Origin of the sequence: Rathayibacter sp. VKM Ac-2801 (genome assembly GCF_009834245.1) — a bacterium.
In the GTDB taxonomy this organism is placed as follows: Bacteria; Actinomycetota; Actinomycetes; order Actinomycetales; family Microbacteriaceae; genus Rathayibacter.
In genome coordinates this window covers 767,385-791,832 of record NZ_CP047183.1, presented here as the reverse complement: position 1 = coordinate 791,832, position 24,448 = coordinate 767,385, and the positions used below count along the sequence as shown (strand labels likewise).

The window sequence follows — 24,448 nt, the reverse complement described above, 5'->3', positions numbered from 1 at the left end:
CAATGACCACCCTCGTCGCCTGGACCCGCACCACCGCCGCCCGCAGCGCCCTCGACTGGGCCATCGCCCGCGAGTACCTGCTCGACCGTCACGTCATCCTCTGCCACGTCGCGGCCCCCGCCGACGAGCGTCCGATCTCGAGAGCCGCACTCGAGGATCTCGCCGCGACGCTGCAGCAGGACCGCACGGGCATCCGCTTCACCGCGGAACTGCTGCACGGCGACCCGGCTGAACAGCTCGAACGCCGGTGCCTCCTCGACGGCACCCTCCTCGTCCTCGGAACCGACACCCGCAACGAGCACCCCCGGCGGTTCGAGCACTCCCTCGGCATGGCGATCACACAGCGCGGCAGGATCACCGCGGTCATCGTCCCCGTCGACGCGAAGCACGGCGCAGCCCACATCGCAGTCGGTGTCGACGGATCCTCCGCGTCGCTCGCCGCACTCGAGTTCGCCGCCGCGGAAGCCGATCGCTGCTCGGAGACCCTTCTCGTGATCCGCAGCTGGCAGCTCACGGGAATCGAAGAGGACTCCGCCGACGTGCCCTCGAGCCGGACCGACTTCATCCCTGAGAACCGACGACTCAGAACCCTCGACGCTCTCGCTCCGGCTCGCGAACGCTTTCCCCACCTCCGAGTGGAACTGCGCTTCACCCACGGCGACACGGTGCACAACCTCCTCGCCTCGGCGAGCGACGCCGGCCTCCTCGTCCTCGGCACGGACGTCCCGGCGCTCTCCCGAGCGGGAGAGCGCATCAGCCACGCGCTGGTCATGGCGACTCACACAGCCCTCGCGGTGGTCCCCCCTCATCCGATCCGGCCGCTGAGCCCTCTGCCGACAGTCGGCCAGGGCGCCCCCGTCAGCTACCCCGGACCGGGCGCACACCCCCGCCCTGAGATCACCGACCGGATCTGAGAGCGGTGACTCACGCGTCGAGATCGACGACGTCGACGTGGCGCGGATGCCGGTTGCGAGGCGGTCGAGGCGTCGGGTCCCGCGCGCGGCCGCGCCGAGGCTGACGGCTGCCGCGAGAGCCGCGGAGGCCCGATCGAGCGCCTCGAGCGGGCCCGCCTGCAGTTCAGCGGAGTGTCAGGAAAGAGAGGGTTGCGCCGTTACCGGGTCGTTATATAGTTCAAGTGCGTCGACCGTTTGCTGTGGCGGGAAGCGCGAGAAGTGATTGCAGGACACTCTTGGTGCAAGGGAAAGAAGGCCGGCCGCTCGCCTCAGCGGCCGGCCTTCTGTCGTTCCCCCGGCCCTCCTCCTCCGGCTCCCCTCCTCCCAGCACCCCGGCGTAGGCTGTGCGGCGTCTGGATGACAGGGAACCGCTTCCTGAGCGCCGAGAAGGAGGACCAGTGGGGTCGAGAGAGGCCGTCGCCGCCTGGGAGTCGCTCTTCCGCGCCCAGGTCCAGGTGATGCGCGCCCTGAGCACCGAGTTCCCCTCACGGGAGATCTCGATGAACGAGTACGACGTGCTCTTCAACCTCACCCGGCAGCCGGGCCGGCGTGCACGGCTGCGCGACCTGAACCGGCACGTCCTCCTCACGCAGCCCAGCGTCAGCAGGCTGATCGATCGGCTCGCCGCTCGTGGCTGCGTCGAGAAGAGCGAGGACCCGGCGGACGCCCGCGGCACGATCATCGCGATCACCGACGAGGGCTACGCGCTCTTCCGCCGCGTCGCGCTGACCCACATGACGACCATCTCGGAGCAGGTCGGCGGCGTCCTCGACGAGGACGAGCTGAAGCAGCTGACCGCGCTCTGCGACAAGCTCCGCGACGGCGTCGCCTCCTCCTGATCCGTCCCCGTTAGCACGGGCCGGAGCGACCGGCCAGGTCTTCGCCGGGGCGCGGGACTCGCGGATCATGGAGGTCACCATGAGTGACACCTCCCCCACCCTCGTCTGGCTCCGCGACGACCTGCGCCTCGGCGACAACCCCGCCCTGCGCGCCGCGATCGAGCGCGGCGGCCCCGTCGCGGTCTGCTACGTGCTCGACGAGGAGTCGGCGGGGATCCGTCCGCTCGGGGGCGCCTCCCGCTGGTGGCTGCACGGCAGCCTCACCGCCCTCGCCTCCGATCTGCGCGAGCACGGCGCCCCTCTGATCCTGCGCCGCGGGCCGGCCGAGGCCGTCGTCCTCCAGCTCGCCGAGGAGATCGGCGCCGGAGCCGTGCACTGGAACCGCCGCTACGGGAGGGCCGAGCGCACCGTCGACGCGGCGGTGAAGGAGTCGCTCCGCGACCGCGGCCTCGAGGCCGAGAGCCACCAGGGCTCGCTCCTGTTCGAGCCGTGGACCGTGCAGACCGGCGCCGGCGGCCCCTACTCCGTCTACACCCCGTTCGCGCGCGCCTGCCGTGCCAAGCCGACGCCGCGCGCACCGCTCCCCCGCCCCCGCTCGCTCGACGGCGTTACCGGCCACATCGCCTCCGACTCCCTCGACGACTGGGAGCTGCTGCCCACGCACCCCGACTGGGCCGCGGGACTGCGCGAGCGGTGGATCCCCGGCGAGAAGGCGGCGGCCGACCGGCTGCGCGCGTTCCTCGCGGAGCAGCTCGACGACTACGCCGACGGCCGTGACCGGCCGGCGGAGGACGCCACCTCGAACCTCTCGGCGCATCTGCGGTGGGGCGAGGTCAGCCCCTTCCAGGTGTGGCACGCACTGGAGGAGGCGCACGCGAAGGGCCTGCACCGCGGCGACGGCAGCGACCGGTTCCTCTCCGAGGTCCTCTGGCGCGAGTTCTGCTACCACCTGCTGTTCCACTGGCCGGATCTGGCGACCGCGAACTTCGACACCCGGTTCGACTCCTTCCCGTGGGGCCGGCCCGGTCAGAAGGCGATCGACGCCTGGCACCAGGGCCGCACCGGCTACCCGCTGGTGGACGCCGGCATGCGCGAGCTCTGGAACACCGGCTACATGCACAACCGGGTCCGGATGGTGACCGCGTCGTTCCTGATCAAGAACCTGCTGGTCGATTGGCGCGTGGGCGAGGACTGGTTCTGGGACACCCTGGTCGACGCGGATCCCGCGAGCAACGCCGCGAACTGGCAGTGGGTCGCGGGCTCCGGGGCCGACGCGTCGCCGTTCTTCCGGGTGTTCAACCCCGTCACGCAGTCGAAGAAGTTCGACCCCGCCGGCGAGTACATCCGCCACAACGTGCCCGAGCTGGGCGAGGTCGAGGGGGCGGCCGTGCACGAGCCGTGGACGCTCGAGGACACGCTGACGGGCGGCGCGGAGGCCTACCCGGCGCCGATCGTCGACCTCAAGGAGACGCGGGCCCACGCGCTGGAGGCCTTCGCGCAGATCAAGAGCGCTCCGCGCGACATCACGCCGCGGGGCGACGACTGAGCGGCACCGGCTAGAGGCGTCCCACCGGCCCGGTGGAGAGGCCGGGCTCGGCGAGCGGGTCCTCCTCCCCGCCCTGATCGCGCAGATCGCGGGCCGGGATGCCGACGAGCACCGCTCCGTCGGGCGCGTCCTTCACCACGACGGCGTTCGCGCCCACGCTGACGTCGGACCCGAGCACGAGCGGGCCCAGGACGACCGCGCCGGCACCGACGACCACCCGGTCGCCGAGCGTGGGATGCCGCCGCTCGCGCCGGGCGGACTTCCCGCCCAGCGTGACGGAGTGGTAGAGCATGCAGTCGTCGCCGATCCGCGCGGTCTCGCCGATGACGACGCCCATGCCGTGGTCGATGAACAGGCGCCGGCCGATGGTCGCACCGGGGTGGATCTCCACTCCGGTCGCCGCGCGCGCCGCCTGGCTGAGCAGCCGGGCGGGCAGGCGGAGGCCGCGCCGCCACCAGGCGTGCGCGACGCGGTGCACCCAGACCGCGTGCACTCCCGGGTAGGACAGGACGACCTCCGCCGCGCTCCGGGCGGCGGGGTCGCGCTCCCGGGCGGTGCGGACGTCCTCGCGGAGCAGCGCGAGGAGCCCGGGACGCTCCGGTCCGGACGGGACGCGGCGCTCCGACCGGCCGTCGCGTCCGGAGCGGGGCGCCCCGTCTCGTCTCGAGGGGCTCAGCTGCGGAGGTCCTCGTACAGGACGGTCGAGATGTACCGCTCGCCGAAGTCGCAGACGATGGCGACGATGGTCTTCCCGGCGTTCTCGGGGCGCTTCGCGACCTCGAGAGCGGCCCACATGATCGAGCCGGAGGAGATGCCGCCGAGGATGCCCTCCTGCGCGGCCATCTCGCGGGCCACCCGCACGGAGTCGTCGAGCGTCACGTCGATGATCTCGTCGTAGACCTCGCGGTCGAGGATCGCGGGGACGAAGTTGGCGCCGATGCCCTGGATCTTGTGCGGACCGGCGGTGCCCCGGGTGAGGAGCGGGGAGTCGATCGGCTCCACTCCGACGATCCGGACGCCGGGCTTGCGCTCCTTGAGCACCTGGCCGACTCCGGTGATGGTGCCGCCGGTGCCGATGCCGGCCACGAAGACGTCGACCTCGCCGTCGGTGTCCTCCCAGACCTCCTCGGCGGTGGTGCGGCGGTGCACCTCGGGGTTCGCGGCGTTCTCGAACTGGCGGGCGAGGATCGCGCCGGGGGTCTCGTCGACGATCGCACGGGCGCGCTCGACCGCTCCGCGCATGCCCTCGCTGCCGGGGGTCAGCACGATCTCGGCTCCGTAGGCGCGCAGGAGGACCCGGCGCTCGACGGACATCGTCTCGGGCATCGTGAGGACGACCTTGTAGCCGCGGGCGGCGCCCACCATCGCGAGCGCGATTCCGGTGTTGCCGCTCGTGCCCTCGACGATCGTCCCGCCGGGGAGCAGCTCGCCGGACGCCTCGGCCGCGTCGATGATGGCGACGCCGATGCGGTCCTTCACGCTGTTCGCGGGGTTGTAGAACTCGAGCTTGGCGAGGACCGTCGCCTGGTCGGCCCCCTCCAGCCGGTTGATGCGGACGAGAGGGGTCCTGCCGACGAGCTGGGTCACGTCGTCGTGGATGCGTGCCATGGTGTGCGCTTTCTGCCGGGGCCGGCCGCCCGGGGCCCCGGAGCGGTGGGTGGAGCGGGTGCTGCAGCGCCCTTCGGAGCGGCGCTCCCCCCACGATACGGATGCATCGACCCGAGGTCAGCACCCCGGACGCGCCCGCTCCTGCGCATCCCCCGCCAGGTCCTCATCTCCACCGGGAGGAGGACGCCCTGCGGGCGCACCCGTCACGTACCATGAACCCGGGGGATCGCGCGACTGCTCGCGAGGCTTCTCGCCACCCGCCCTCAGATCTCCGCGGCCCCGCGCCGCGTCGAAAGGACGACCGCTCCATGGCACTTCCCACTGCATCCCGCCGCTCCGTCCGGCCGCTCGGGATGTCGCTGCGGGCGGTCATGGGGTTCATCGGGATGAGCGCCGTGGCGGGCGTCCTGATCACGGTCGGCGTCACCCCGGCCCTCGCGCTGACGGGCCTGGCGACGAGCAACACGATCGGCATGTTCCAGAACCTGCCGGGCTACCTCGACGTGGGCCAGCTCATGCAGCGCACGAACGTCTACGCGAGCGACGGCACGACCCTGCTCGCCTCCGTCTACGACCAGAACCGCGTCGAGGTCGGCTGGGACGACGTCGCGCAGTCCGCGAAGGACGCCGCGGTCGCCGGCGAGGACCCGCGCTTCTACGAGCACGGCGGCATCGACCTCCAGGGCACGCTCCGGGCCATCGCCGTCACGCTGACGGGCGACGACCTGCAGGGCGGGTCGTCGATCACCCAGCAGTACGTCAAGAACGTCCTGGTGCAGAAGGCGGAGTCGATCACCGACGAGGCCGCGCGCGACAAGGCCTACCAGGAGGCGACCGACCCGACCCCCGAGCGCAAGCTCAAGGAGATGCGCCTCGCGATCGGCCTCGAGAAGGAGGCGTCGAAGGACGACATCCTGCTCGGCTACCTGAACATCGCCCTCTTCGGAGGCACCGTCTACGGCATCGAGGCCGCGGCGAACTACTACTACGGCATCCCCGCGAGCCAGCTCTCGACCTCGCAGGCGGCCGCGCTGCTCGCGATCGTGAACAACCCGGCGAAGTTCCGCTTCGACAACCCGGGCGACGAGGCGAACGGCGCCGCCAACGGCTACGCCGCCACCAAGGAGCGCCGCGACTACATCCTCTCGGAGGAGCTCAAGCACGGCCGGATCGACCAGGCCGCGCACGACGCCGCCGTCGCCGAGCCGATCACGCCGAACATCACGGAGCCCTCGACCGGCTGCACCACCGCCGGCAACGCCGCGTACTTCTGCGACTACGTGCTGAACGTCCTCCGCAACGACCCCGTCTTCGGGGCCACCGACGACGAGCGCTACCAGCGCATCCGCCAGGGCGGCTTCGACGTCGTGACGACCCTCGACCTCGATATCCAGCAGGTCTCGCAGGCGGCGCTCAACGCCTACATCCCCTCCGTCGACCCGCGCTTCCAGGTCGGCGCGACGGCCGCCTCCGTCGAGGCGAGGACGGGCCGCGTGCTCTCCATGGTGCAGAACACGCAGTACAGCCAGGACGAGCAGTTCCTCGCCGCCAACCCCGGCTACAGCGCGATCAACCTCAACGTCGACCTCAGCATGGGCGGCGGCTCCGGCGTCCAGACCGGATCGACCTACAAGGTGTTCACGCTGGCGCAGTGGCTGAAGGCGGGGCACACCGTCAACGAGTCGTTCGCCTCCCCCACGTCCGGCTTCAGCTCCTACCCCCAGAAGTGCAACGTCGCGGGCGACGGCGGCTACTACGGCAAGTTCTCGCCCCGCAACGACGACCCGTCGGAGGACGCGAGCTCGATGAGCGCGCTCGGCGCGACCACGAACTCGATCAACACCGGCTTCATGGGCATGGCGCAGCAGCTCGACCTCTGCGACATCCGCACCACCGCCGAGTCCTTCGGCATGCACCGCGCCGACGGCCGCGAGCTCGCCAACGGCCCGGCCTCCGTCCTCGGGACGAACGAGATCGCGCCCCTGACGGTGGCCAACGCCTACGCGGGGATCGCGAACGACGGCACGACCTGCTCGGCGATCGTCATCGACCGGATCACCGACAGCGAGGGCAACGCCGTCGCCGCCCCGGCGTCGGCGTGCACCCCCTCCGTGTCGCCCGAGGTCGCCCGAGGGATGCAGTACGCGATGCAGCGGGTGATGACCTCCGGAACGGCCTACGCCTCGAACCCCTTCGACGGGATCGAGCACATCGGCAAGACGGGCACCACCGACGAGGCCGCCGACGTGTGGACGGCCGGCGCCAGCAAGGCGGCCTCCCTCGCCGTCTGGGTCGGCAGCATCAACGGCTTCGCCGACAACACCAAGCAGAACCTGCGCTTCATCAGCCTGACGGGCGAGAAGGGCACCATCCGCGCCTCCAACGCCCGGCACGCGATCTTCAAGCCGATCATGACGGCGCTCGACGAGAAGTACGGCGGCGACGACTTCACGGCGCCGCCGGCCTCGATGCTCGCCTACTCGCCCCGATCGGCGGCGAACTCCGAGGTCCCCGACGTCACGGGCGAGACCGTCGCGGACGCCACGGCGATCCTCACCGCCGCCGGATTCGTGGTCGGGATGCTCGAGTCGGTCGACTCGACGACGATCCCGGAGGGCTCCGTCGTGTCGACGACGCCGAGTGCGGAGGAGACGGCGGTCGCCGGCGGAGTGATCCCCCTGCAGGTGAGCACGGGCAAGGCTCCGGCCAATCCGAACGACATCTCGGACCTGAACGGCGACCTGATCGAGTAGAGACGTCGCCCGTCCCGCGAAGGGGCTGATCCCGCCGGGGTCGGCCCCTTCTGCTGTCGCAGGGGCCGAGCCGGCGCGGGCGCCGTCGCGCCGACTCCGGGCAGACAGGCGTCCGGCACGGCCGTGGCGCGCCTCTCGGGGATGTCGCAGGCCTCGCCTAGGGTGCTGGTGCAGCGAGAGGATCCATCCTGAAGCGACCGAACGTCCCCGTCTTCCAGCCCCGTCGAACCGTCCACGGGGCTCTCGGCGCGCTGTTCGGATTCGTGATCGTCAGCGTCCTCGCGGGTCTGCTCGCCTCGCTCGTCGTCGCCCCCGCCGCCGCGCTCACCGGCGCGGCGACCTCCGGCACCATCTCGGCGTTCCAGTCCCTCCCGAGCTACCTCGAGGTCGGGCGCCTGATGCAGAAGAGCGACGTCTACGCGGGCGACCCCGACGATCCGACCCTGCTGGCCTCCTTCTACGACCAGAACCGGATCGAGGTGCCGGCCGACCGGATCGCCGACTCCGTGAAGGACGCGCTCGTCGCGAGCGAGGACCCGCGCTTCTACGACCACGGCGGGATCGACCTGCAGGGCACCCTCCGCGCCATCGCCAGCACCTACCTCCTCGACGGCGACACCCAGGGCGGCTCGTCGATCACGCAGCAGTACGTGAAGAACGTGCTGGTGCAGAAGGCCGAGTCGATCCCGGACGAGGCGGACCGCGACCGCGCGTACGCGGAGGCGACGGCGACCACGGCCGAGCGCAAGCTCAAGGAGATGCGGCTCGCGATCGGGCTCGAGAAGGTGTCCTCGAAGGACGACATCCTCCTCGGCTACCTCAACATCGCCCTGTTCGGAGGCACCGTCTACGGCATCGAGGCCGCGGCGGAGTACTACTACGGCATCCCGGCGGCCGATCTCTCCCTCGCGCAGTCCGCCTCGCTCCTGGCGATCGTGAACAACCCCGAGAAGTTCCGCTTCGACAGGCCGGACGACACGGCCAACGGCGACGCGAACGGCTACGCGCAGACCCGGGAGCGGCGCGACTACATCCTCGACCGGATGCTCGAGACGGGGAGCATCGATCAGGCCGCGCACGACGCCGCCTCCGCCGAGGCGATCACCCCCGACATCACCCCGCCCTCCACCGGCTGCCAGACGGCCGGCAGCGCGGCCTACTTCTGCGACTACGTGACCCACGTCCTCCGCGACGACCCGGCGCTCGGAGCGACCGACGACGAGCGCTACGCGGCGATCAAGCAGGGCGGGATCAAGGTCTACACGACGATCGACCTCGACCTGCAGAGGACCGCGCAGGAGCTGATGGACGAGCAGGTCCCCTCCTCCGACCCGCGCTTCGACGTCGGGGCGACCGCGGTCGCCGTCCAGAACGGCACCGGGCGCATCCTCACGATGGTGCAGAACAAGCGCTACAGCCAGGATCCGGACGTCATCGCGAGCGGGCCGGAGTTCTCGGCGATCAACCTCAACGTCGACGCGTCCGCGGGCGGCGGCAACGGCTTCCAGACCGGATCCGCCTACAAGGTGTTCACGCTGGCCGAGTGGCTCGACCGCGGGCACACCCTGCTCGAGCAGTTCGACTCGAAGCAGAAGAACTGGACCGGCTTCGCCGACAGCTGCGAGGGCACCTGGGACTACGACTCCTACAACCCCAAGAACGCCGGCGACGGCGGCTACACCGACACCCAGACGGCGCTCTACTCGACCATCTACTCCTTGAACACGGGCTTCACCGGGATGTCGCACCTGCTCGACCAGTGCGAGATCCGCAAGCAGGCCGAGGCCTTCGGAGTGCACCGCGCGGACGGGACCGCGCTCGTGCAGTCGCCGGGAGCGGTCCTCGGCACCAACGAGATCGCGCCGCTCACCATGGCGACCGCCTACTCCGGCATCGCCGAGAACGGCACGACCTGCACCCCCGTCGCGATCACGGCGATCGTCGGAGCCGACGGCCGCGGGATCGAGCCGGCGGAGACGACCTGCACCCGGGCGGTGTCGTCGAAGGTCGCCTCGGCGATGCAGTACACGATGCTCAAGGTGACCGCCGAGGGCACGGGCGTCGAGGACGATCCGAAGAACGGCATCCAGCACATCACCAAGACGGGCACCACCGACAACTCCGCCGACACCTGGGCGATCGGGGCCTCGACCGAGACCTCCCTCGCGGTCTGGGTCGGCAGCATCTCGGCACGGGAGGACGGCTCGAGGGTGAACCTCGACTCGATCGACTTCGACAGCGGCTGGGCGCCCTCGGCACGCCACCGGATCTGGAAGCCGCTGATGACGGCGATCGACTCCCGCTACGGCGGCTCCGACTTCCCGCAGGCCGACCAGTCGCTCATCGCGGCGCCGCAGGTGACTGTGCCGGACCTGTCGGGCCGGACCAGCGACTCCGCCGCGCAGGCGCTGACCGCAGCAGGGCTCACTCCCGGAGCGACGTCGCAGGTCGACTCGACGCAGCCGATGAACTCGGTGGCCGGCACCGTTCCCGCCGCGGGCACGCGCGTGGACAAGGGATCGGTGGTGGGCGTGCAGTTGAGCACGGGGAAGGCGCCGCCCGCTCCCGCTCCGGCCGGCTGACACCGCCGGTCCCCGCCGTCGCGGGTCGGCGACGGGAACGGGTCGGGGGGAACGGGTCAGGGGCCGACGGCTCCGGCGGGGAGGAGCCCGAACTCGACGAGCTCGTCGTCGGTGAGCAGTCGGCTGCGGATCATGAAGCGCTTGCCCTCGGGGGCTTCGACGCTGAATCCGCTGCCCCGCCCGTCGACGAGGTCGACGGTGAGGTGGGTGTGCTTCCAGTACTCGAACTGGGAGCGGGACATCCAGAAGTCGATCGGGTCGAGGCCGTCGAGCCGGAGCGACTCGACGAGCACGTCCGAGGCGCCGGTGCGGAACATCCCGGCAGGGAAGCACATCGGGGAGCTGCCGTCGCAGCATCCGCCCGACTGGTGGAACATCAGCGGCCCGTGCAGCGCCGTCATCCGGCGGAGCATGCCGGCCGCCTCCGCAGTGACGTCGACCCTCGTGGAGGTCATGGGTGGTGCTCCTTCGCTCGTGGTGCGGGGTGTCGGGGGAACGCCCGACCGCTGATGGCGGACGCTCGTCCGGGCAGGATCTCGATCCGCCCGCTGCGCGGGCTACTCGATCAGCATGAAGCGCCGGCCCGTCGTCGGACGCCTCGCCCGCAGTGCCGACCACCGACGGCTGTTCGTCAAGTGCCTCGCTCGCAGGGCCGAGCGCCGAACGCCGTTCGTCAGGTGCCTCGCCCGCAGGGCCGAGCACCGTCCGTCCGCCGTTCGTCAGGTGCCTCGCCCGCAGGGCCGAGCACCGTCCGTACGCTCGTCGTCAGGTGCCTCGCCCGCAGGGCCGAGCACCGAACGGCGGATCCGCGTGCCAGCGGATCCGTCTCGGTGCGAACGCTCCCCGCTCCCCCCCCACCCGGCCACCTCGGCGAGCCGACCGCGGCACGAGCGACGAGGAACGAGGAGCTCGTGCACACGAGCACCGAACGGCGGATCCGCGTGCCAGCGGATCCGTCTCGGTGCGGACGCTCCCCGCTCCTCCCCACCCGGCCACCTCGGCGAGCCGACCGCGGCACGAGCGACGAGGAACGAGGAGCTCGTGCACATCAACTCAGAAGAAGCCCATCGGCCCTTCCGCGTAGGAGACGAGGAGGTTCTTCGTCTGCTGGTAGTGGTCGAGCATCACCTTGTGGTTCTCGCGTCCGATGCCCGACTGCTTATAGCCGCCGAACGCCGCGTGCGCGGGGTACTGGTGGTACGTGTTCGACCAGACGCGGCCGGCTTCGATGGCCCGGCCGGCGCGGTAGAGCTGGGCGCCGTTGCGGCTCCACACTCCGGCGCCGAGGCCGTAGAGGGTGTCGTTGGCGATGCCGATCGCGTCGTCGAAGTCGTCGAAGGAGGTGAGGGCGAGGACGGGGCCGAAGATCTCCTCCTGGAAGATGCGCATCGAGTTGCGGCCCTCGAACACCGTCGGGTTGACGTAGTAGCCGCCGCTGAGCTCGCCGCCGAGGTCGGCGCGGTCGCCGCCGATGAGCAGCTTCGCTCCCTCCTGCTTGCCGATGTCCATGTAGGACAGGATCTTCTCCAGCTGGTCGTTCGAGGCCTGGGCGCCGATCATCGTGGCGGTGTCGAGCGGGTTGCCCTGCTTGATCCGCTTGACCCGCTCGAGGCCGTCGCCGACGAAGTCGTCGTAGATCGAGCGCTGCACGAGCGCACGCGACGGGCAGGTGCAGACCTCGCCCTGGTTGAGGGCGAAGAACGAGAAGCCCTCGAGCGCCTTGTCGTAGAAGGAGTCGCGCTCGGCGGCGACGTCGGCGAAGAACACGTTGGGGCTCTTGCCGCCGAGCTCCAGCGTCACCGGGATGAGGTTCTCGCTGGCGTACTGCATGATCAGGCGGCCGGTGGTCGTCTCTCCGGTGAAGGCGATCTTGCGGATGCGCGGGTGGGAGGCGAGCGGTGCGCCCGCTTCGAACCCGAATCCGTTGACGACGTTCAGCACGCCGGCGGGGATGAGGTCGCCGATCAGGTCGAGCAGCACGTGGATGGACGCCGGCGTCTGCTCGGCCGGCTTCAGCACCACGCAGTTCCCCGCGGCGAGCGCCGGCGCGAGCTTCCACACGGCCATCAGGATCGGGAAGTTCCAGGGGATGATCTGCCCCACCACGCCCAGCGGCTCGTGGAAGTGGTACGCGATCGTGTCGTGGTCGATCTCGGAGACACCCCCCTCCTGCGCGCGGATCGCTCCGGCGAAGTAGCGGAAGTGGTCGATCGCGAGGGGGATGTCGGCGGCGAGGGTCTCGCGCACCGGCTTGCCGTTCTCCCACGTCTCGGCGACCGCGAGCAGCTCGAGGTTCGCCTCCATGCGGTCGGCGATCTTCAGGAGCATGTTCGAGCGCTCGGCGGGGCTGGTCTTCCCCCAGCTCGCGAACGCCCTCCAGCCCGCCTCGACCGCGCGGTCGACGTCGGCGGCGGTGCCGCGGGCGATCTCGCAGAAGGGCTTCCCGGTGATCGGGGTGATGTTCTCGAAGTACTGGCCGCTCGCGGGGGCGACGTACTCGCCTCCGATGTAGTGGTCGTAGCGCGAGCGGAAGGAGGCGACGGATCCCTCCGTGCCCGGATTCGCGTAGACCGTGGAACCCGGCTCCTGCGGTGCCTGCTCGGCGACCTGGTCGGCGTACAGCGTCATGTGGACCTCCATCGACGTCGTTGTCGTGGGCGCGGGGTGGGCGCCCGGTCCTGACGCTACGTCGCGGGGGGTTGCAGGACGTTGCACGGGGCGGCCGAGGCACGGGCGCGCGCAGGAGCGGCGAGGACGGTGGCTGGCGCGGCAGGGACGAGGCACGGCCGGGCGAGGAGGGAACGCCCGGGCGAGGAGGCCCGGCCGCGGCCCCCGACCCTCAGACGCTCGCAAGCAGGCGCTGGGCGATCCGGCTCATGTACACGCCGTAGGTCACCGTGGCCGCTGCGGCACCCGCTCCCACCCAGGACCACACCTGCGGCCAGGCGGAGCCGTCGACGAGGACCACGACGACTCCGATCGCGCCGACCAGGGTCGTCCAGGTCGCGAGCCAGAGGTCGAGGGTGCGGCCGAAGATCCTCGCCATCGGGTAGAAGTGCAGGCCCACGATCACGGCGATGGCCGGCACGAGGAACCGCTCGAGCCCGGTGCCGGTGAGGACTCCGACCGCGACGCCGATCAGCACGCCCTCCGCGGCGAAGACCGCCCCGAAGAGCAGGCCGTTCGGATTCGCCGCGCGGTCGGCGTCGGTGAGCTCCACAGCCATCCTCCGCCGGGCGAGGAGGAGGCGGACGGCCTGCACGGCGAAGACCACCGCCGCGAGCGCGCAGACGGTCACGGCGGTCGTCGCGGCCGGCGCCGGCCAGCCGACCGTGGTGTCGCTCGCCCACCACATCGTGAAGACCGCCATCAGGAGCAGGCCTCCCGCGACTCCGCTCGCGAGGGCCCGGGGAGGTGGTGCGAGGGTGCTCATGCGTCGAGGCTAGCGAGGCGGCTCCGTTCCCGGACGGCTCCGGCGGGAGTCCCTGAAGCGACCGGGACGGCTCAGCGCTGCTCCGCCTCGAGCGTCTCGAGGTGCGCGGCGACGCCGGCGCGCCGGGGCGAGCGGGGCGGGAGGACGCGGAGGAGCTCCCGCCACACCTCCGCGTCGTCGCGGCCGTCCGGGCCCTCCGCCCAGGCGAGGAGGGTCGCGGGCGCCGCGTCGGCGAGGACGCTCGCCCGCACCCGCAGGCGCAGCTCGTCGGCGATCGCCCGGATCCCCGGCGCCTCGGACGAGGGCAGCGGTGCGCCCCGGTAGGCGTCCAGGGCGAGTCGGTGGGAGCCGCGGTCGAGCAGGCCCAGCACCTGGCGGGCGTCGAGGTCGACCGGGCTCGCCAGGCGGTAGGGGCGCGAGAGGGGCACCAGGCGCGGGAGGGTCGGCTCGAGCGCGCGGCGCAGCCGCACCATCTCGGCGCGGACGGTGATCACCGCGTCGTCCCGCCCGTGGAGCAGGAGGGCGAGCTGCTCGGCCGAGAGCCCGGCCCGGTGCCAGGCGAGCAGAGTCAGGATCTCGGCGTGCCGGGTGCTGAGCTCGAGCGCCGCTCCGGCGGCCGTCACCAGGCCCGTCTCGCGGCCCAGGACCCGCAGGCTCGGTGCCCGGGCCGCCGCCGTGCTCCGTGCGGCGGGCCGGCGCGGGCGGAGCAGCCGCTGCACCATCAGCTCGCTCTCGACGGCGGCGGCGGTCGCCTCCATCAGCGGGAGGGTCTGCGGGGCGACGACGTCGGCGCCGCCGGTGATGTCGATCACTCCGAGGATCTCGTGCGTCTCCGGATCGTGCACGGGGACCGCGGTGCAGCTCCACGGGTGCACGAGCGAGGCGAAGTGCTCGGCGCCGTGGATCTGCACGCCGTGATCGAGCACGAGGGCGGTCCCCGGCGCGGACGTCCCGACGTCGGGCTCCGCCCACGCGGCGCCCTCGACGAACGACATCCCCTCGGCGAGGCTCTTGAGGTGCTGGTCCCCGTCGATCCAGAGCAGCCGCCCGAGCGCGTCGCCCACCGCGACGAGCACGCCGCTGTCCTCGTCGGCGTCGCGCACCAGAAGGCGGCGGATGACCGGGAGGACCGAGGCGAGCGGATGCCCGGTGCGGTACTCGCGGAGGTCGTCGCCCGAGAACGAGAGCGGCGCCGTCAGCCGGTCCGGATCGAGCCGCCGCCGCCGCGCGCGCTCCCACGACTCCTCGACCAGCGCGCGCCGCCGACCGCTGCCAGGGCGAGCCAGCCACGGGTTGGTCATGCGCTCCGCCTCGTCGTCGGATCGGTGGGAGTCGACGCTACTCCGCGGAGGGCGACCGCGCCTCTCTCCGCGCCCCGGAACGGCCGCGCCTCCGCACCGCCAGCAGCAGCACCGCCGCCACCAGCACCGCGACGCCCAGGACGGCTCCCGCGGTCAGCCGCTCCCCCAGCACCGCCACGCCGAGGAGGGTCGCGGTCGCCGGCTCCAGGAGGGTGAGCGTCGAGACGGTCGCCGCGGGGAGCACTCGCAGACCGCGCGCGAAGAAGGTGTAGGCCACGGCGACCGTGACCACTCCGAGCCAGAGCACGGCCGGGATCGAGCCGGAGAGCCGCGTCGGATCGCCCAGCAGCAGCAACGGGAGCGAGAGCAGCGCCGCGGCTCCGAACGTGGCTCCCATGGCGGCGACGGGGCTCAGCCCGCGCTTGAGCAGCAGCTTGCCGCAGACGGCGTAGAGCGCGTAGGAGGCGCCGGCGCCGGCCGAGGCGGCGAGCCCGGGGAGCGTCACGCCGCCGGATCCGCCTCCGCTCAGGAGCACCACTCCGACCGCGGCGAGCGCGGTCGAGGCGAACCAGCGCGGGCTCGGCGTCGTCCGCAGGACGAGCCACTCCAGCAGGCCGGTGAAGGCGGGGGCGGAGCCGAGGGCGACGATCGTGCCGACCGCGACTCCGTTCTGCGCGGTGCCGGTGAAGAAGGCGGGCTGGTACGCGGCGACCCCGACCGCGCCGAGCACGACGAGCAGCACGACAGCCCGGGTCGGGCGGGAGCGGCTCCGCCGGCGCAGCGCCTCCACTCCGAGGAGCGCGGCCAGCAGAGCACCGCCGAGGACGATGCGCGCCGCCCCGAGGAGGAGCGGATCCACCCCCGCCGCTCCGAGTGCCTGAGCTGTCCCCGTCGTGCCGAAGCAGACGGCGGCGAGGAGGACGGCGCCGATCGCCGAGGTCCGCGCCCCGCTCATCCCGCCCCGCTCCCCCGGCCGCCTGATGACCGGCTCCCAGTGTCCCAGGGATGGGCGCGTGCTCTTCCGCCTCTCGCACCGGGGGCCCAGGATGGAGGGACCGGACTAGCGGAGGAGCACGACGTGGGCATCGCGGAACCGTTCGATCTCGAGGACCACCACCGCAGCGCGCACGGCGCCCTGCGCGAGCACTTCTCGGTGCGCGAGTTCGAGGAGGTGCCGCTGGACCGCGAGGCCATCGTCGCCACGGCGTACCTGCGGGCGATCGAGCACGCCGCCGTCGCCCGGGTGCTGCCCGTCGCGCGCGCCCACCCCGATGAGCAGGTCCGCGCATTCGCGACCGTCTGGGCCGCCGAGCGGCACCGCATCGCCGACGCCCTGGGCGAGGTGCTCGCGGCCTCGCCGCAGATCCGCGGCATCGACGTCCGCCCGCCGGAGCCGACGGTCGTGTCGCGCCCGCTCCTCGACCGCGCCGCGGCCTCGCTCGCCGGTCCGGTCGCGCTGGCCCTCGCGGTGGACGCCCGGGTCGCGGTGCACGGCTACCGCCGGCTCGCCCGCCTCTCGCTGCACCCCGAGATGGAGCGCCTCGCCGAGACGGTGACGGGCATCCTCGAGCGGCAGGCCGACTTCTTCACGGTGCACGCGGCGGGACGCCTGGGCCGACCGCTGCTGCGCCGGGTGCAGGCGGCGGGCCTGCTCGCCGTGCTGCGCCTCCCGATCGGCGAGGCCGACCTGCCGGAGGCTCTCGCCCGCGAGGGCCGGGAGCTCGTGTTCGGCCGGGACGACGGCGGACTCGACGGGATCGACGCGGGCGTCGTCGCGGCGTTCGCGCTGCCCTGCACGGCGGCCCGGCGGCTCGTGCACCCGTACCGGCCGGCGTCGATCCGCGCCGCGCACCGCCTCGGACGGCTCGCCGCCGACACCCGCGCCGCCGTCACGACCCTGCTGGAGCAGGTGCGCGAGTAGCGGCGGCGATCAGCCCAGCAGCTCGCGCACGTCCTCGGCGGTGATCCCGCCGGTGGCCGCCGCGCCGTCGTCCGACATGACCGCGGCGAAGAGCGCGGCCTTCGCCTCCTTGAGGGCCATCACCTTCTCCTCGATCGTGTCCTTCGCGACCAGGCGGTAGACCATGACCGAGCGGGTCTGGCCGATGCGGTGCGCGCGGTCGACCGCCTGCGACTCGGTGGCGGGGTTCCACCACGGGTCGAGCAGGATGCAGTAGTCGGCCTCGGTGAGGTTGAGCCCGAAGCCCCCGGCCTTGAGCGAGATCAGGAACACGCCCGCCTCGCCCGAGCGGAACCGCTCGATGACCTCGTCGCGCTTCTTCGTCGCTCCGTCGAGGTAGGCGTACTCGATTCCCGCCGCATCCAGCCTGCCGCGGACCCGGCCGAGGAACCGCGTGAACTGGCTGAACACCAGCACGCGGTGCCCCTCGCCGAGGGCGTCGCCCAGCAGCTCGTCGAGGAGGTCGAGCTTGGTGGACGGCACGCTCTCGTGCGCCTCGTCCACCAGTGCGGCATCGAGCGCGACCTGGCGCAGCACGGTCAACGCGCGGAAGATCGCGAAGCGGTTCTTCTCGAAGTCGCCGATGAGCCCCAGCACGCGCTGGCGCTCCCGCGCCAGGTACGTGTCGTAGACCTTGCGCTGCTTCGGGCCGAGCTCGACCTCGAGGGTCTGCTCCTGCTTGGGCGGCAGCTCCTTGGCGACGAGCTCCTTGGTGCGCCGGAGCATCAGCGGGCGGATGCGCCGCCGCAGCTGCGAGAGCTTCTCGCTGTCGGCCTCGCGCTCGATCGGCTTCTGGTAGAACTCGACGAACCCGGCGGGCGAGGGGAACAGGCCCGGAGCGACGATCGACAGCAGCGACCACAGCTCCATCACGTTGTTCTCCATCGGCGTGCCCGTGATGGCGAGCTTGAAGGGCACGTCGAGCCGGCGCGCGAGCTGGTGCGTCGCCGACTGGCGGTTCTTGACGAACTGCGCCTCGTCGAGGAGGAGCCCCGACCACTGGATCCCCGAGTACGACTCGTAGTCGAGCCGGAACAGGGCGTAGGAGGTCACGACCAGCTCGGCCTCGCCGATGACGCTCGAGAGCGCCTTCCGCTTCTTCTTCGACGTCTCGTCGATGCCGACGACGCGCAGGTCCGGGGCGAAGCGCTTGGCCTCGCCGACCCAGTTGGGCACGACGCTGGTGGGCGCGACGACGAGGAACGGACGCGGCGACGTACCCGCCTCCGCAGCCGCGGCGCGCTGCTCCTGCATCACCCGGGTGACCAGGGCGAGGGACTGCACGGTCTTGCCCAGGCCCATGTCGTCGGCGAGCACGCCGCCGAGCTGGTTGTCGTAGAGGAACGAGAGCCAGTCGTAGCCGAGCTGCTGGTAGGGCCGCAGCTCCACGACGAACCCCTCGGGCAGGGCGCGCGACTCCAGGGCGCCGGTCGCCGTGAAGCCGGAGAGCCCCTCCACGGAGCGGCGCCATGCAGCGGCCTGCGCCTCCACGACGCCCAGCTCGACCAGCTCGTCCCAGAGGGAGGACTGGAAGCGGCTGATCCGCAGGGTCTCCCCGGGGTCGTCCGAGAGCTCGCGGGCCTCGGCGATGAGCTCGCGGAGGCGGCCGAACCGCTCGTCGTCGAGGGCGAAGTAGACGCCGCTCGGCAGCACCATGTACTCGTCGCCGCGGGCGAGCGCGAGGAAGATCTCGGCGAGCGGGACCGCCTCGTCGTTGACGGTGACGGAGATCTCGAGGTTGAACCAGTCGCGGCTGTCGGGCTGGGCGACGGTCTGCACGGCGACCACGGGCGCGGTCTGCGCCTCCCGGTACTCGACACGCTCGCCGATCTCCTCGATCTCGACGGTGCCCAGCTCGCGGAGCCGCTCGACCTCGCCGGTGAGGAAGCCGACGGTCTGCATGCCGCGCAGGTCGAAGGTGGGGCGGAGGCGCCTGCTCGACGGGGACACCAGTGCCGGCGTCGACTCCGGGTCCAGGCCGGCTCCGACGAGGGAGTCGAGGATCCGCTGCTCGGCCTCGGGGTCGCGGTAGCCCGCGTCCTCGCCGACCCGCAGCGGGAGCCGCTCGGCGTCCACGCCGCCGCGCGCTCCCTCCACTCCGTAGCGCCACCACCACGAGCCGCGCAGGCCCGCGCCGTCGGTGTGCTCGAGGGTGAGGCCGAGGCGCGGCTCGGGAACCGCCGGCGCCTCGAAGGAGCCGTCGCGGGAGACGATGTCGAACAGCCGGTGCAGCCGCTGGTAGTGCTCGGTGAGGAACGCCGACTCCTCGGCCACCGGGATGCGGATGGCCTCGCGGCTCCAGAGGAACGTGCGCGCCGAGGACAGCAGCGGTGCGGCGAACGGGATGAGCGTGACCGGGCGGGCGCGCATCTCGTCGCCGCCCTCCCACGTGTAGAGCCCGACGGCCGGGTCGCCGATGAAGCCGAACTCCTCGGGGGCCGGGTGGTCGCCGATCGCGACGAGCGAGCGCAGCTCGAGGCCGGCGGCGGTGCGCGTCACGTCGATGGAGGCGGTGGCCGTGGTGTCGAGGATCTTCAGCGGAGTCTGATCGCGGTCGCCCATCACCAGGCCGATGCCCGCGCGGACGGCGCCGTGCAGGGCCGCCCAGATCGCCTCGCTCCGGCACTGGTCGAGGTAGAGCCAGGTGTCCGGCGAGTAGTAGCTGGAGGCACTGTGCCCGGAGAGCAGGCCCTGCATCTCGCGGATCACGTCGATCTGGCGCTCGTCGTAGTCGTGGCTGTAGTGCAGGTAGCCGAGATCGCGCCAGCTGGTGCCGGTGCGGACCCAGCGGTCGCGGTCGCCCATCCGCACCGGGCGCACGCCCAGTCGCGGGCGCGGCTCGGGCGGCGGCCGGTAGGAGTTGTAGCGGCCGGGCGGGCGGCGCACGGGCTCGCCGGGCAGCAGCTCGAACTGCAGGCCGAGCGGGATGCCGGTGTGGGAGCGCTCGGCGCCGGCGAGCAGCGGGGCGAGCGCGCTGCGCCACTCCGGGACGGCGTCGACGGCGGCCTCGCCGGGGAAGGGACCGGCCACTCCGCCCTCGCGCTCGCGGCGCAGGGCCTCGACCAGGACGGCGGCGACGTGCTTGCACTCGTGCTTGACCGGGCAGCTGCAGGCGCCGCCGAGGAGGGTCCAGTGCTCGCCCTCGTCGCGGAGCTGCACGCTCACGGCGTACGGCGAGCGCCCGGATCCGCGGACCTGGCCGAAGAGGCGGGTGCGGCCGCCGAACCACTGCAGCTCTCGGACCCGGCCCTCGTCCGCGTACGCGGTGCCCTTCTCGAAGGCGGCGGTTCCGACGAGGGCGCGGATGTCCTGCTCGGAGAAGGGCTCGTGGCCGGCGGTCACCGGCCCGGGTGCGGCCGACGGCAGCACCTCACCGGGGGGACTCTGGCGGGCCATGGACCTCACGCTCTCCGCGCTCGAACGAGCGCATCCGTCTATTCAACCCGATTCCGGAGGCGCTGCGAGCCGCGGGCCGGGATCCGCGGAGGACGCACGGCCGTCCCTACGATGGAGGGATGCCCCGTCTGGCCGTCGTCTCGGCGCACACCTCCCCGCTCGAGCAGCCGTCGACGGGCGAGGCGGGCGGGATGAACGTGTACCTCGCGGCGGTGCTGCCGGAGCTGGCGGCGCTCGGCTGGGAGATCGAGGTGCTGACCCGTGGCGAGGGCGTCCGCACTCTCGCGCCGGGTGTGCGGGTGGTCGGCGTGCCGGTGCCGGCGGGCGACAAGTACGCGCTGGCGTCCGCGGCGCCGGAGTTCGCGCGCGCCGCGGCGGGAGCCGATGTCGTGCACTCGCACTACTGGGTGTCGGGCCTCGCGGGGGCGCTCACCGGCAGGCCGCACGTGCACTCGATGCACTCGAGCTCCCTCGCCAAGAACGCTCGCCTCGCCCCGGGCGACGTCCCGGAGCCGCAGCAGCGGATCGACGCGGAGCGCTCCGTGCTCGCCTCCGCCGACGCGATCGTGGTGGCGGGCGCCTCGGAGCGGGAGGACGTCGTCCGCGGGTACGGCGCGGATCCGGACCGGGTGGTCGTGGTGCCGCCCGGAGTCGACGCGCGGTTCCGTCCGGGGGGCGGCGAGCGCTCCGGAGTCGTCCTGGTCGGCCGGGTGCAGCCGCTCAAGGGCCAGCTGCTCGCGGTGGAGGCGCTTGCGGCAATGGCGCCGGCGGAGCGGCCGGTGCTGCGGCTGGTGGGCGGGGCGGCCCCGGGCCGGGAGTCGTACCTCGACGCGGTGCGCGCCGCGGCGGCTCCGCTGAGCGACCGCGTGCTGATCGAGGGGGCCGCCGACCGCGACCGGGTGGCGGAGCGGCTCCGGGGTGCGCAGCTGGCGCTCGTGCCCTCGGCGGCCGAGACCTTCGGGCTGATCGCGCTCGAGGCCGCCGGCAGCGGCACTCCGGTGCTCGCGCGCCGGACGACCGGCCTGGTGGACGCGGTGCGCGACGGCGGGAGCGGCCTGCTGCTCGACTCCGACTCCCCTGCGGTCTGGGCCGAGGCGATCCTGTCCCTGCTGGGCTCGCCCGGAGAGCTGGCGCGCCTCGGCCGCGGCGGCGTCGACTGGGCGGCCGCCCACTCCTGGCCGGCCGCCGCCGCCCGGATGGACGCCGTCTACCGCAGCCTGCTGGCCCGCTGAGGGAACTCCGGACCGTCGAGGGAGCCGGCTCCTCCGGGTTCCCTCGACGGTCCGGGGTTCCCTCGGCAGGGGGAGGGCTCGGCAGGTGGAGGGAAGGAGGGGGTCAGTCGGCGATGGCGGGGGCGCCGGGGTCGAGGCGGGCGCCGCGCGTGGAGCGGTACCAGGGCGCGAGGCGGTCGGGCGAGACGGCGACCATCGCGGCGCCCGTGAATCCGGCGTCGTTGCCGAAGCGGGCGGGGACGATCTCGGTGCCGATGTCGAGGAAGCGGGCGAACTCGTCGAAGACGTGCGCCGCCGCACCGCCGATCACGAACAGCTGCGGCGAGAGCAGCATCTCGAGGTGCCGGTAGTAGACGCTGAGGCGCCCCGCCCACTCCTCGAGGGTGATGCCCTCGCGGCGGACCGCCGAGAAGCCGACCTGCGGCTCGAAGTCGGGACCGTCGATGTGCAGGTGCCCGAGCTCGGAGTTGGGGATCACCACGCCCTCGTGGACGAGCGCCGTCCCGATGCCGGTTCCGAGGGTGGTCAGCAGGAGGAGGCCCTCGCGGCCGCGCATCGCGCCGAACTCGCGCTCGGCGACCCCCGCCGCGTCCGCGTCGTTGACGACGACGACGTCGACCCCGGTCGCCTCCGAGAGGAGGGCCTGCGCGTCGAGCCCGACCCAGCGCTGCGAGACGTGGGTGGTCTGGCGGACGACGCCGCCGCGGACGATGCCGGGGAAGCCGACCCCGACGGGAGTGCCCGCGATCGGCGAGACGTCGCGGACGATGCCGGCGATGGCCTCGGCGAAGTCCTCGGGCTCCTTGCCCAGCGGGTTCGCGACCGCGAAGCGCCGGGCCGCCCGCTCGCCGGTGGTGACGTCGACGAGGGACGCCTTGATCGACGTCCCCCCGATGTCGACGCCGACGGCGAAGCGCGGGAGGAGGCCGTCCTGGGGCTGGGTCACGGATGCTCCGTCTGCTGTGGTGGCGAGTGCGGGGACTCGGGAGAGCGGTCGGCCCGTCGGATCCGGGATCGCGACGAGCCGAAGGCGATTCTACGAGCCGTCAGGTGCGCGCGGGCTCCGAGACGGCGCGGAGGACGAAGTCGACGACCGGCTCGTAGAGGTGGACGGCCAGCCCGTCGTCGATCGGGACCACCACCTCGATCGAGCCCTGCGCCTCGGCGACGAACACCGCCGGGTCGTTGCAGTCGGCGATCGCGATCACCGGCAGCCCCCGCCGGCCGGCCGCACCCGCGAAGCCGTGGTCGGCGACGACCAGGTCGGGGCGGATGCCGAGCTCGTCGAGGCCGTCGAGCAGCGCGTCCATCGGCTCCGGCGAGTGCGTGTGCTGCAGCCCTCCCCCGCGGTAGACGCAGGTGACCCCGCCGGTGCACCACAGGGCCTGGTGCTCGTCCGCGAGAGGCACGCGGATGCCGTCCGGGGCGGCGAACGGGAGCGCGTTCACGTCGATCACGCGAGCGCCCCGCTCCGTCGCGGCGGCGGCGAAGCGGCGGTAGACGTCCATCAGGGTCGCGGGGTGCGCGGTGGCGAACAGGAGCAGCGCCCCCTCGCGGACGGCGGCGGCGAACCGGTCGCGGTAGCGGGCGAGGCCCGCGACCGTCAGGCGGGCGTCGATCCGGTCCTGCCCGCTCTCGAAGGAGGGGTCGGTGCTGATCCCCACGCGCTCCCCCATCAGGGCGAGCAGGCTCTCGAGCGTCCAGTGCTCGGCCACGTCCACCCCGTAGAGGTGCGCGGGCTCGCGGGCGGCGAGCCGGCGGAGGTTGCCGAGGTTGCTCGCGCGGCCGGTGAGGACGTCCCCGGCGAGGAGGGAGGAGTCGAGGTACGCCTCGAGCTCGGAGTCGGGCAGCGGCATGCGGGACCTCTCGATCGACGGGGAGCTCCCAGGCTATGGGGAAACCGGGTGTTGACATCCGATCAGTCGCCGATATATCGTTACTACATCGCCGACAGATCGGAAGCAGCCGCTCCCGACGGGCGACCGGATCCGATCGAAAGGGATCCCCTCACGACAGAGAGCAGCACACCCATGAACTCCAGGACCTTCTTCTCCGATGACCGCCGCGACTCCTGCGACGGCGACCACTCCACCCGCCACGAGCACCCCGGCCGCGGACAGCGCCGCGGACCCGGCGGTCACGGCCGCGGCTTCGGGCCCGGCTTCGGCTTCGGCCCCGGCTTCGGCGGCCCCTTCGGCCGCGGCGGAGGACGCGCCCGACGCGGCGACGTCCGCGCGGCCCTCCTCTCCCTCCTCTCCGAGAAGTCCTCGAACGGCTACGGCCTGATCAAGGCCATCGCCGAGAAGACGAACGGATCGTGGCGCCCCAGCCCCGGCTCCGTCTACCCCACCCTCCAGCAGCTCGTCGACGAGGGCCTCATCACGGCCGTCGGCGAGGGTCGCGGCACCGAGTACCAGCTCACGGACGCGGGCGGCACCTACGTGCGCGAGCACGCCGACGAGCTCGACGCGGCCTGGGAGGCCACTCCCGGCGCGAGCGACGCCGACCGTGCCTTCATGGAGAACGTCGGCAAGCTGATGGGCGTCGTGCAGCAGTTCCGCGGAGCGACCGAGGCGCAGCGCGCCGCCGCCTCCGCCAAGCTCGACGAGACCCGTCGCGCCCTGTACCTCATCCTCGCCGACTGACCCCTCCCCCTCTCCCCCTCCCGCGAAATTTCGCGAGGTGCCCTTGAACGGACGAGATCCCCTGCCGCGGCGGGGGATCTCGTCCGTTCTGCCGCATCTCGCGCTCACGGCAGGCGCCGGACTCGTACGGTTCCCGACCACGAGCCGTGAGATCGCGCGAGCCGGTCGAGATGGTCCTGCACGGACGAGCATCTCGACCG

At 72.5% G+C, this 24,448-nt stretch carries 18 protein-coding genes; 8 read left to right on the top strand and 10 right to left on the bottom strand.

Annotated features, from left to right (window positions below; all coding sequences use genetic code 11):
• The first annotated feature begins 2 nt into the window (after positions 1–2).
• The 3 genes from GSU45_RS03570 (at position 3) to GSU45_RS03560 (ending at position 3,338) form a co-directional block, all read left to right on the top strand.
• Positions 3–914 (top strand): universal stress protein, encoded by a 912-nt coding sequence (locus tag GSU45_RS03570; protein WP_159912785.1) that lies wholly within the window; start codon positions 3–5, stop codon positions 912–914.
• 497 nt (positions 915–1,411) lie between these two features.
• The gene (locus GSU45_RS03565; protein WP_159916837.1) at positions 1,412–1,792 is read left to right on the top strand and encodes a MarR family winged helix-turn-helix transcriptional regulator; all 381 of its coding nucleotides are present in this window, start codon (positions 1,412–1,414) and stop codon (positions 1,790–1,792) included.
• Positions 1,793–1,871: 79 nt separating this feature from the next.
• The gene (locus GSU45_RS03560) at positions 1,872–3,338 is read left to right on the top strand and encodes a deoxyribodipyrimidine photo-lyase (RefSeq protein ID WP_159912783.1); all 1,467 of its coding nucleotides are present in this window, start codon (positions 1,872–1,874) and stop codon (positions 3,336–3,338) included.
• Between the two features lie 10 nt (positions 3,339–3,348).
• Here the strand turns inward: GSU45_RS03560 and epsC are convergent, their stop codons facing one another.
• Together epsC and cysK are read right to left on the bottom strand one after the other, a co-directional pair.
• On the bottom strand, positions 3,349–3,915 hold the full coding sequence (gene epsC / locus GSU45_RS03555; protein ID WP_159916835.1) for a serine O-acetyltransferase EpsC: 567 nt from the start codon (positions 3,913–3,915) through the stop codon (positions 3,349–3,351).
• A 95-nt stretch (positions 3,916–4,010) separates the two neighbouring features.
• Positions 4,011–4,946, bottom strand: coding sequence for a cysteine synthase A (gene cysK, locus GSU45_RS03550; RefSeq protein WP_159912781.1), 936 nt, complete (start codon positions 4,944–4,946; stop codon positions 4,011–4,013).
• Positions 4,947–5,254: 308 nt separating this feature from the next.
• Between cysK and GSU45_RS03545 the strand changes: the two genes are divergently transcribed.
• Both GSU45_RS03545 and GSU45_RS03540 read left to right on the top strand, forming a co-directional pair.
• Positions 5,255–7,699 (top strand): penicillin-binding protein, encoded by a 2,445-nt coding sequence (locus tag GSU45_RS03545; RefSeq protein WP_159912779.1) that lies wholly within the window; start codon positions 5,255–5,257, stop codon positions 7,697–7,699.
• A 263-nt stretch (positions 7,700–7,962) separates the two neighbouring features.
• A complete protein-coding gene (locus tag GSU45_RS03540) occupies positions 7,963–10,281 on the top strand; it encodes a transglycosylase domain-containing protein (RefSeq protein ID WP_159912777.1) in 2,319 nt (772 codons plus the stop codon).
• Positions 10,282–10,337: 56 nt separating this feature from the next.
• On the opposite strand, the gene GSU45_RS03535 is transcribed toward GSU45_RS03540, so the two are convergent.
• The 5 genes from GSU45_RS03535 to GSU45_RS03515 form a co-directional block, all read right to left on the bottom strand.
• Complete coding sequence (locus GSU45_RS03535) at positions 10,338–10,736, bottom strand: DUF779 domain-containing protein (protein ID WP_104247017.1); 399 nt, start codon at positions 10,734–10,736, stop codon at positions 10,338–10,340.
• 598 nt (positions 10,737–11,334) lie between these two features.
• A complete protein-coding gene (locus tag GSU45_RS03530; RefSeq protein WP_159912776.1) occupies positions 11,335–12,909 on the bottom strand; it encodes an aldehyde dehydrogenase family protein in 1,575 nt (524 codons plus the stop codon).
• Between the two features lie 211 nt (positions 12,910–13,120).
• Complete coding sequence (locus tag GSU45_RS03525; RefSeq protein WP_159912774.1) at positions 13,121–13,714, bottom strand: hypothetical protein; 594 nt, start codon at positions 13,712–13,714, stop codon at positions 13,121–13,123.
• Between the two features lie 71 nt (positions 13,715–13,785).
• Positions 13,786–15,015, bottom strand: coding sequence for a GAF domain-containing protein (locus GSU45_RS03520; RefSeq protein ID WP_159912772.1), 1,230 nt, complete (start codon positions 15,013–15,015; stop codon positions 13,786–13,788).
• 37 nt (positions 15,016–15,052) lie between these two features.
• A complete protein-coding gene (locus GSU45_RS03515) occupies positions 15,053–15,970 on the bottom strand; it encodes an EamA family transporter (RefSeq protein WP_159912770.1) in 918 nt (305 codons plus the stop codon).
• Positions 15,971–16,093: 123 nt separating this feature from the next.
• On the opposite strand from GSU45_RS03515, the gene GSU45_RS03510 reads away from it, so the two are divergent.
• A complete protein-coding gene (locus tag GSU45_RS03510; protein WP_159912768.1) occupies positions 16,094–16,936 on the top strand; it encodes a hypothetical protein in 843 nt (280 codons plus the stop codon).
• A gap of 9 nt (positions 16,937–16,945) precedes the next feature.
• On the opposite strand, the gene GSU45_RS03505 is transcribed toward GSU45_RS03510, so the two are convergent.
• A complete protein-coding gene (locus GSU45_RS03505; RefSeq protein WP_159912766.1) occupies positions 16,946–20,371 on the bottom strand; it encodes a DEAD/DEAH box helicase in 3,426 nt (1,141 codons plus the stop codon).
• A gap of 119 nt (positions 20,372–20,490) precedes the next feature.
• Here GSU45_RS03505 and GSU45_RS03500 point away from each other — a divergent pair, with 119 nt between their 5' ends.
• The gene (locus GSU45_RS03500) at positions 20,491–21,603 is read left to right on the top strand and encodes a glycosyltransferase (RefSeq protein WP_159912764.1); all 1,113 of its coding nucleotides are present in this window, start codon (positions 20,491–20,493) and stop codon (positions 21,601–21,603) included.
• Positions 21,604–21,706: 103 nt separating this feature from the next.
• Here the strand turns inward: GSU45_RS03500 and GSU45_RS03495 are convergent, their stop codons facing one another.
• Together GSU45_RS03495 and GSU45_RS03490 are read right to left on the bottom strand one after the other, a co-directional pair.
• Positions 21,707–22,549, bottom strand: coding sequence for an ROK family protein (locus GSU45_RS03495; RefSeq protein WP_244248201.1), 843 nt, complete (start codon positions 22,547–22,549; stop codon positions 21,707–21,709).
• A 100-nt stretch (positions 22,550–22,649) separates the two neighbouring features.
• Complete coding sequence (locus GSU45_RS03490) at positions 22,650–23,459, bottom strand: phosphatase (protein ID WP_159912762.1); 810 nt, start codon at positions 23,457–23,459, stop codon at positions 22,650–22,652.
• Between the two features lie 174 nt (positions 23,460–23,633).
• On the opposite strand from GSU45_RS03490, the gene GSU45_RS03485 reads away from it, so the two are divergent.
• Positions 23,634–24,248 (top strand): PadR family transcriptional regulator, encoded by a 615-nt coding sequence (locus GSU45_RS03485; RefSeq protein ID WP_159912760.1) that lies wholly within the window; start codon positions 23,634–23,636, stop codon positions 24,246–24,248.
• The last annotated feature ends 200 nt before the right edge of the window (positions 24,249–24,448 follow it).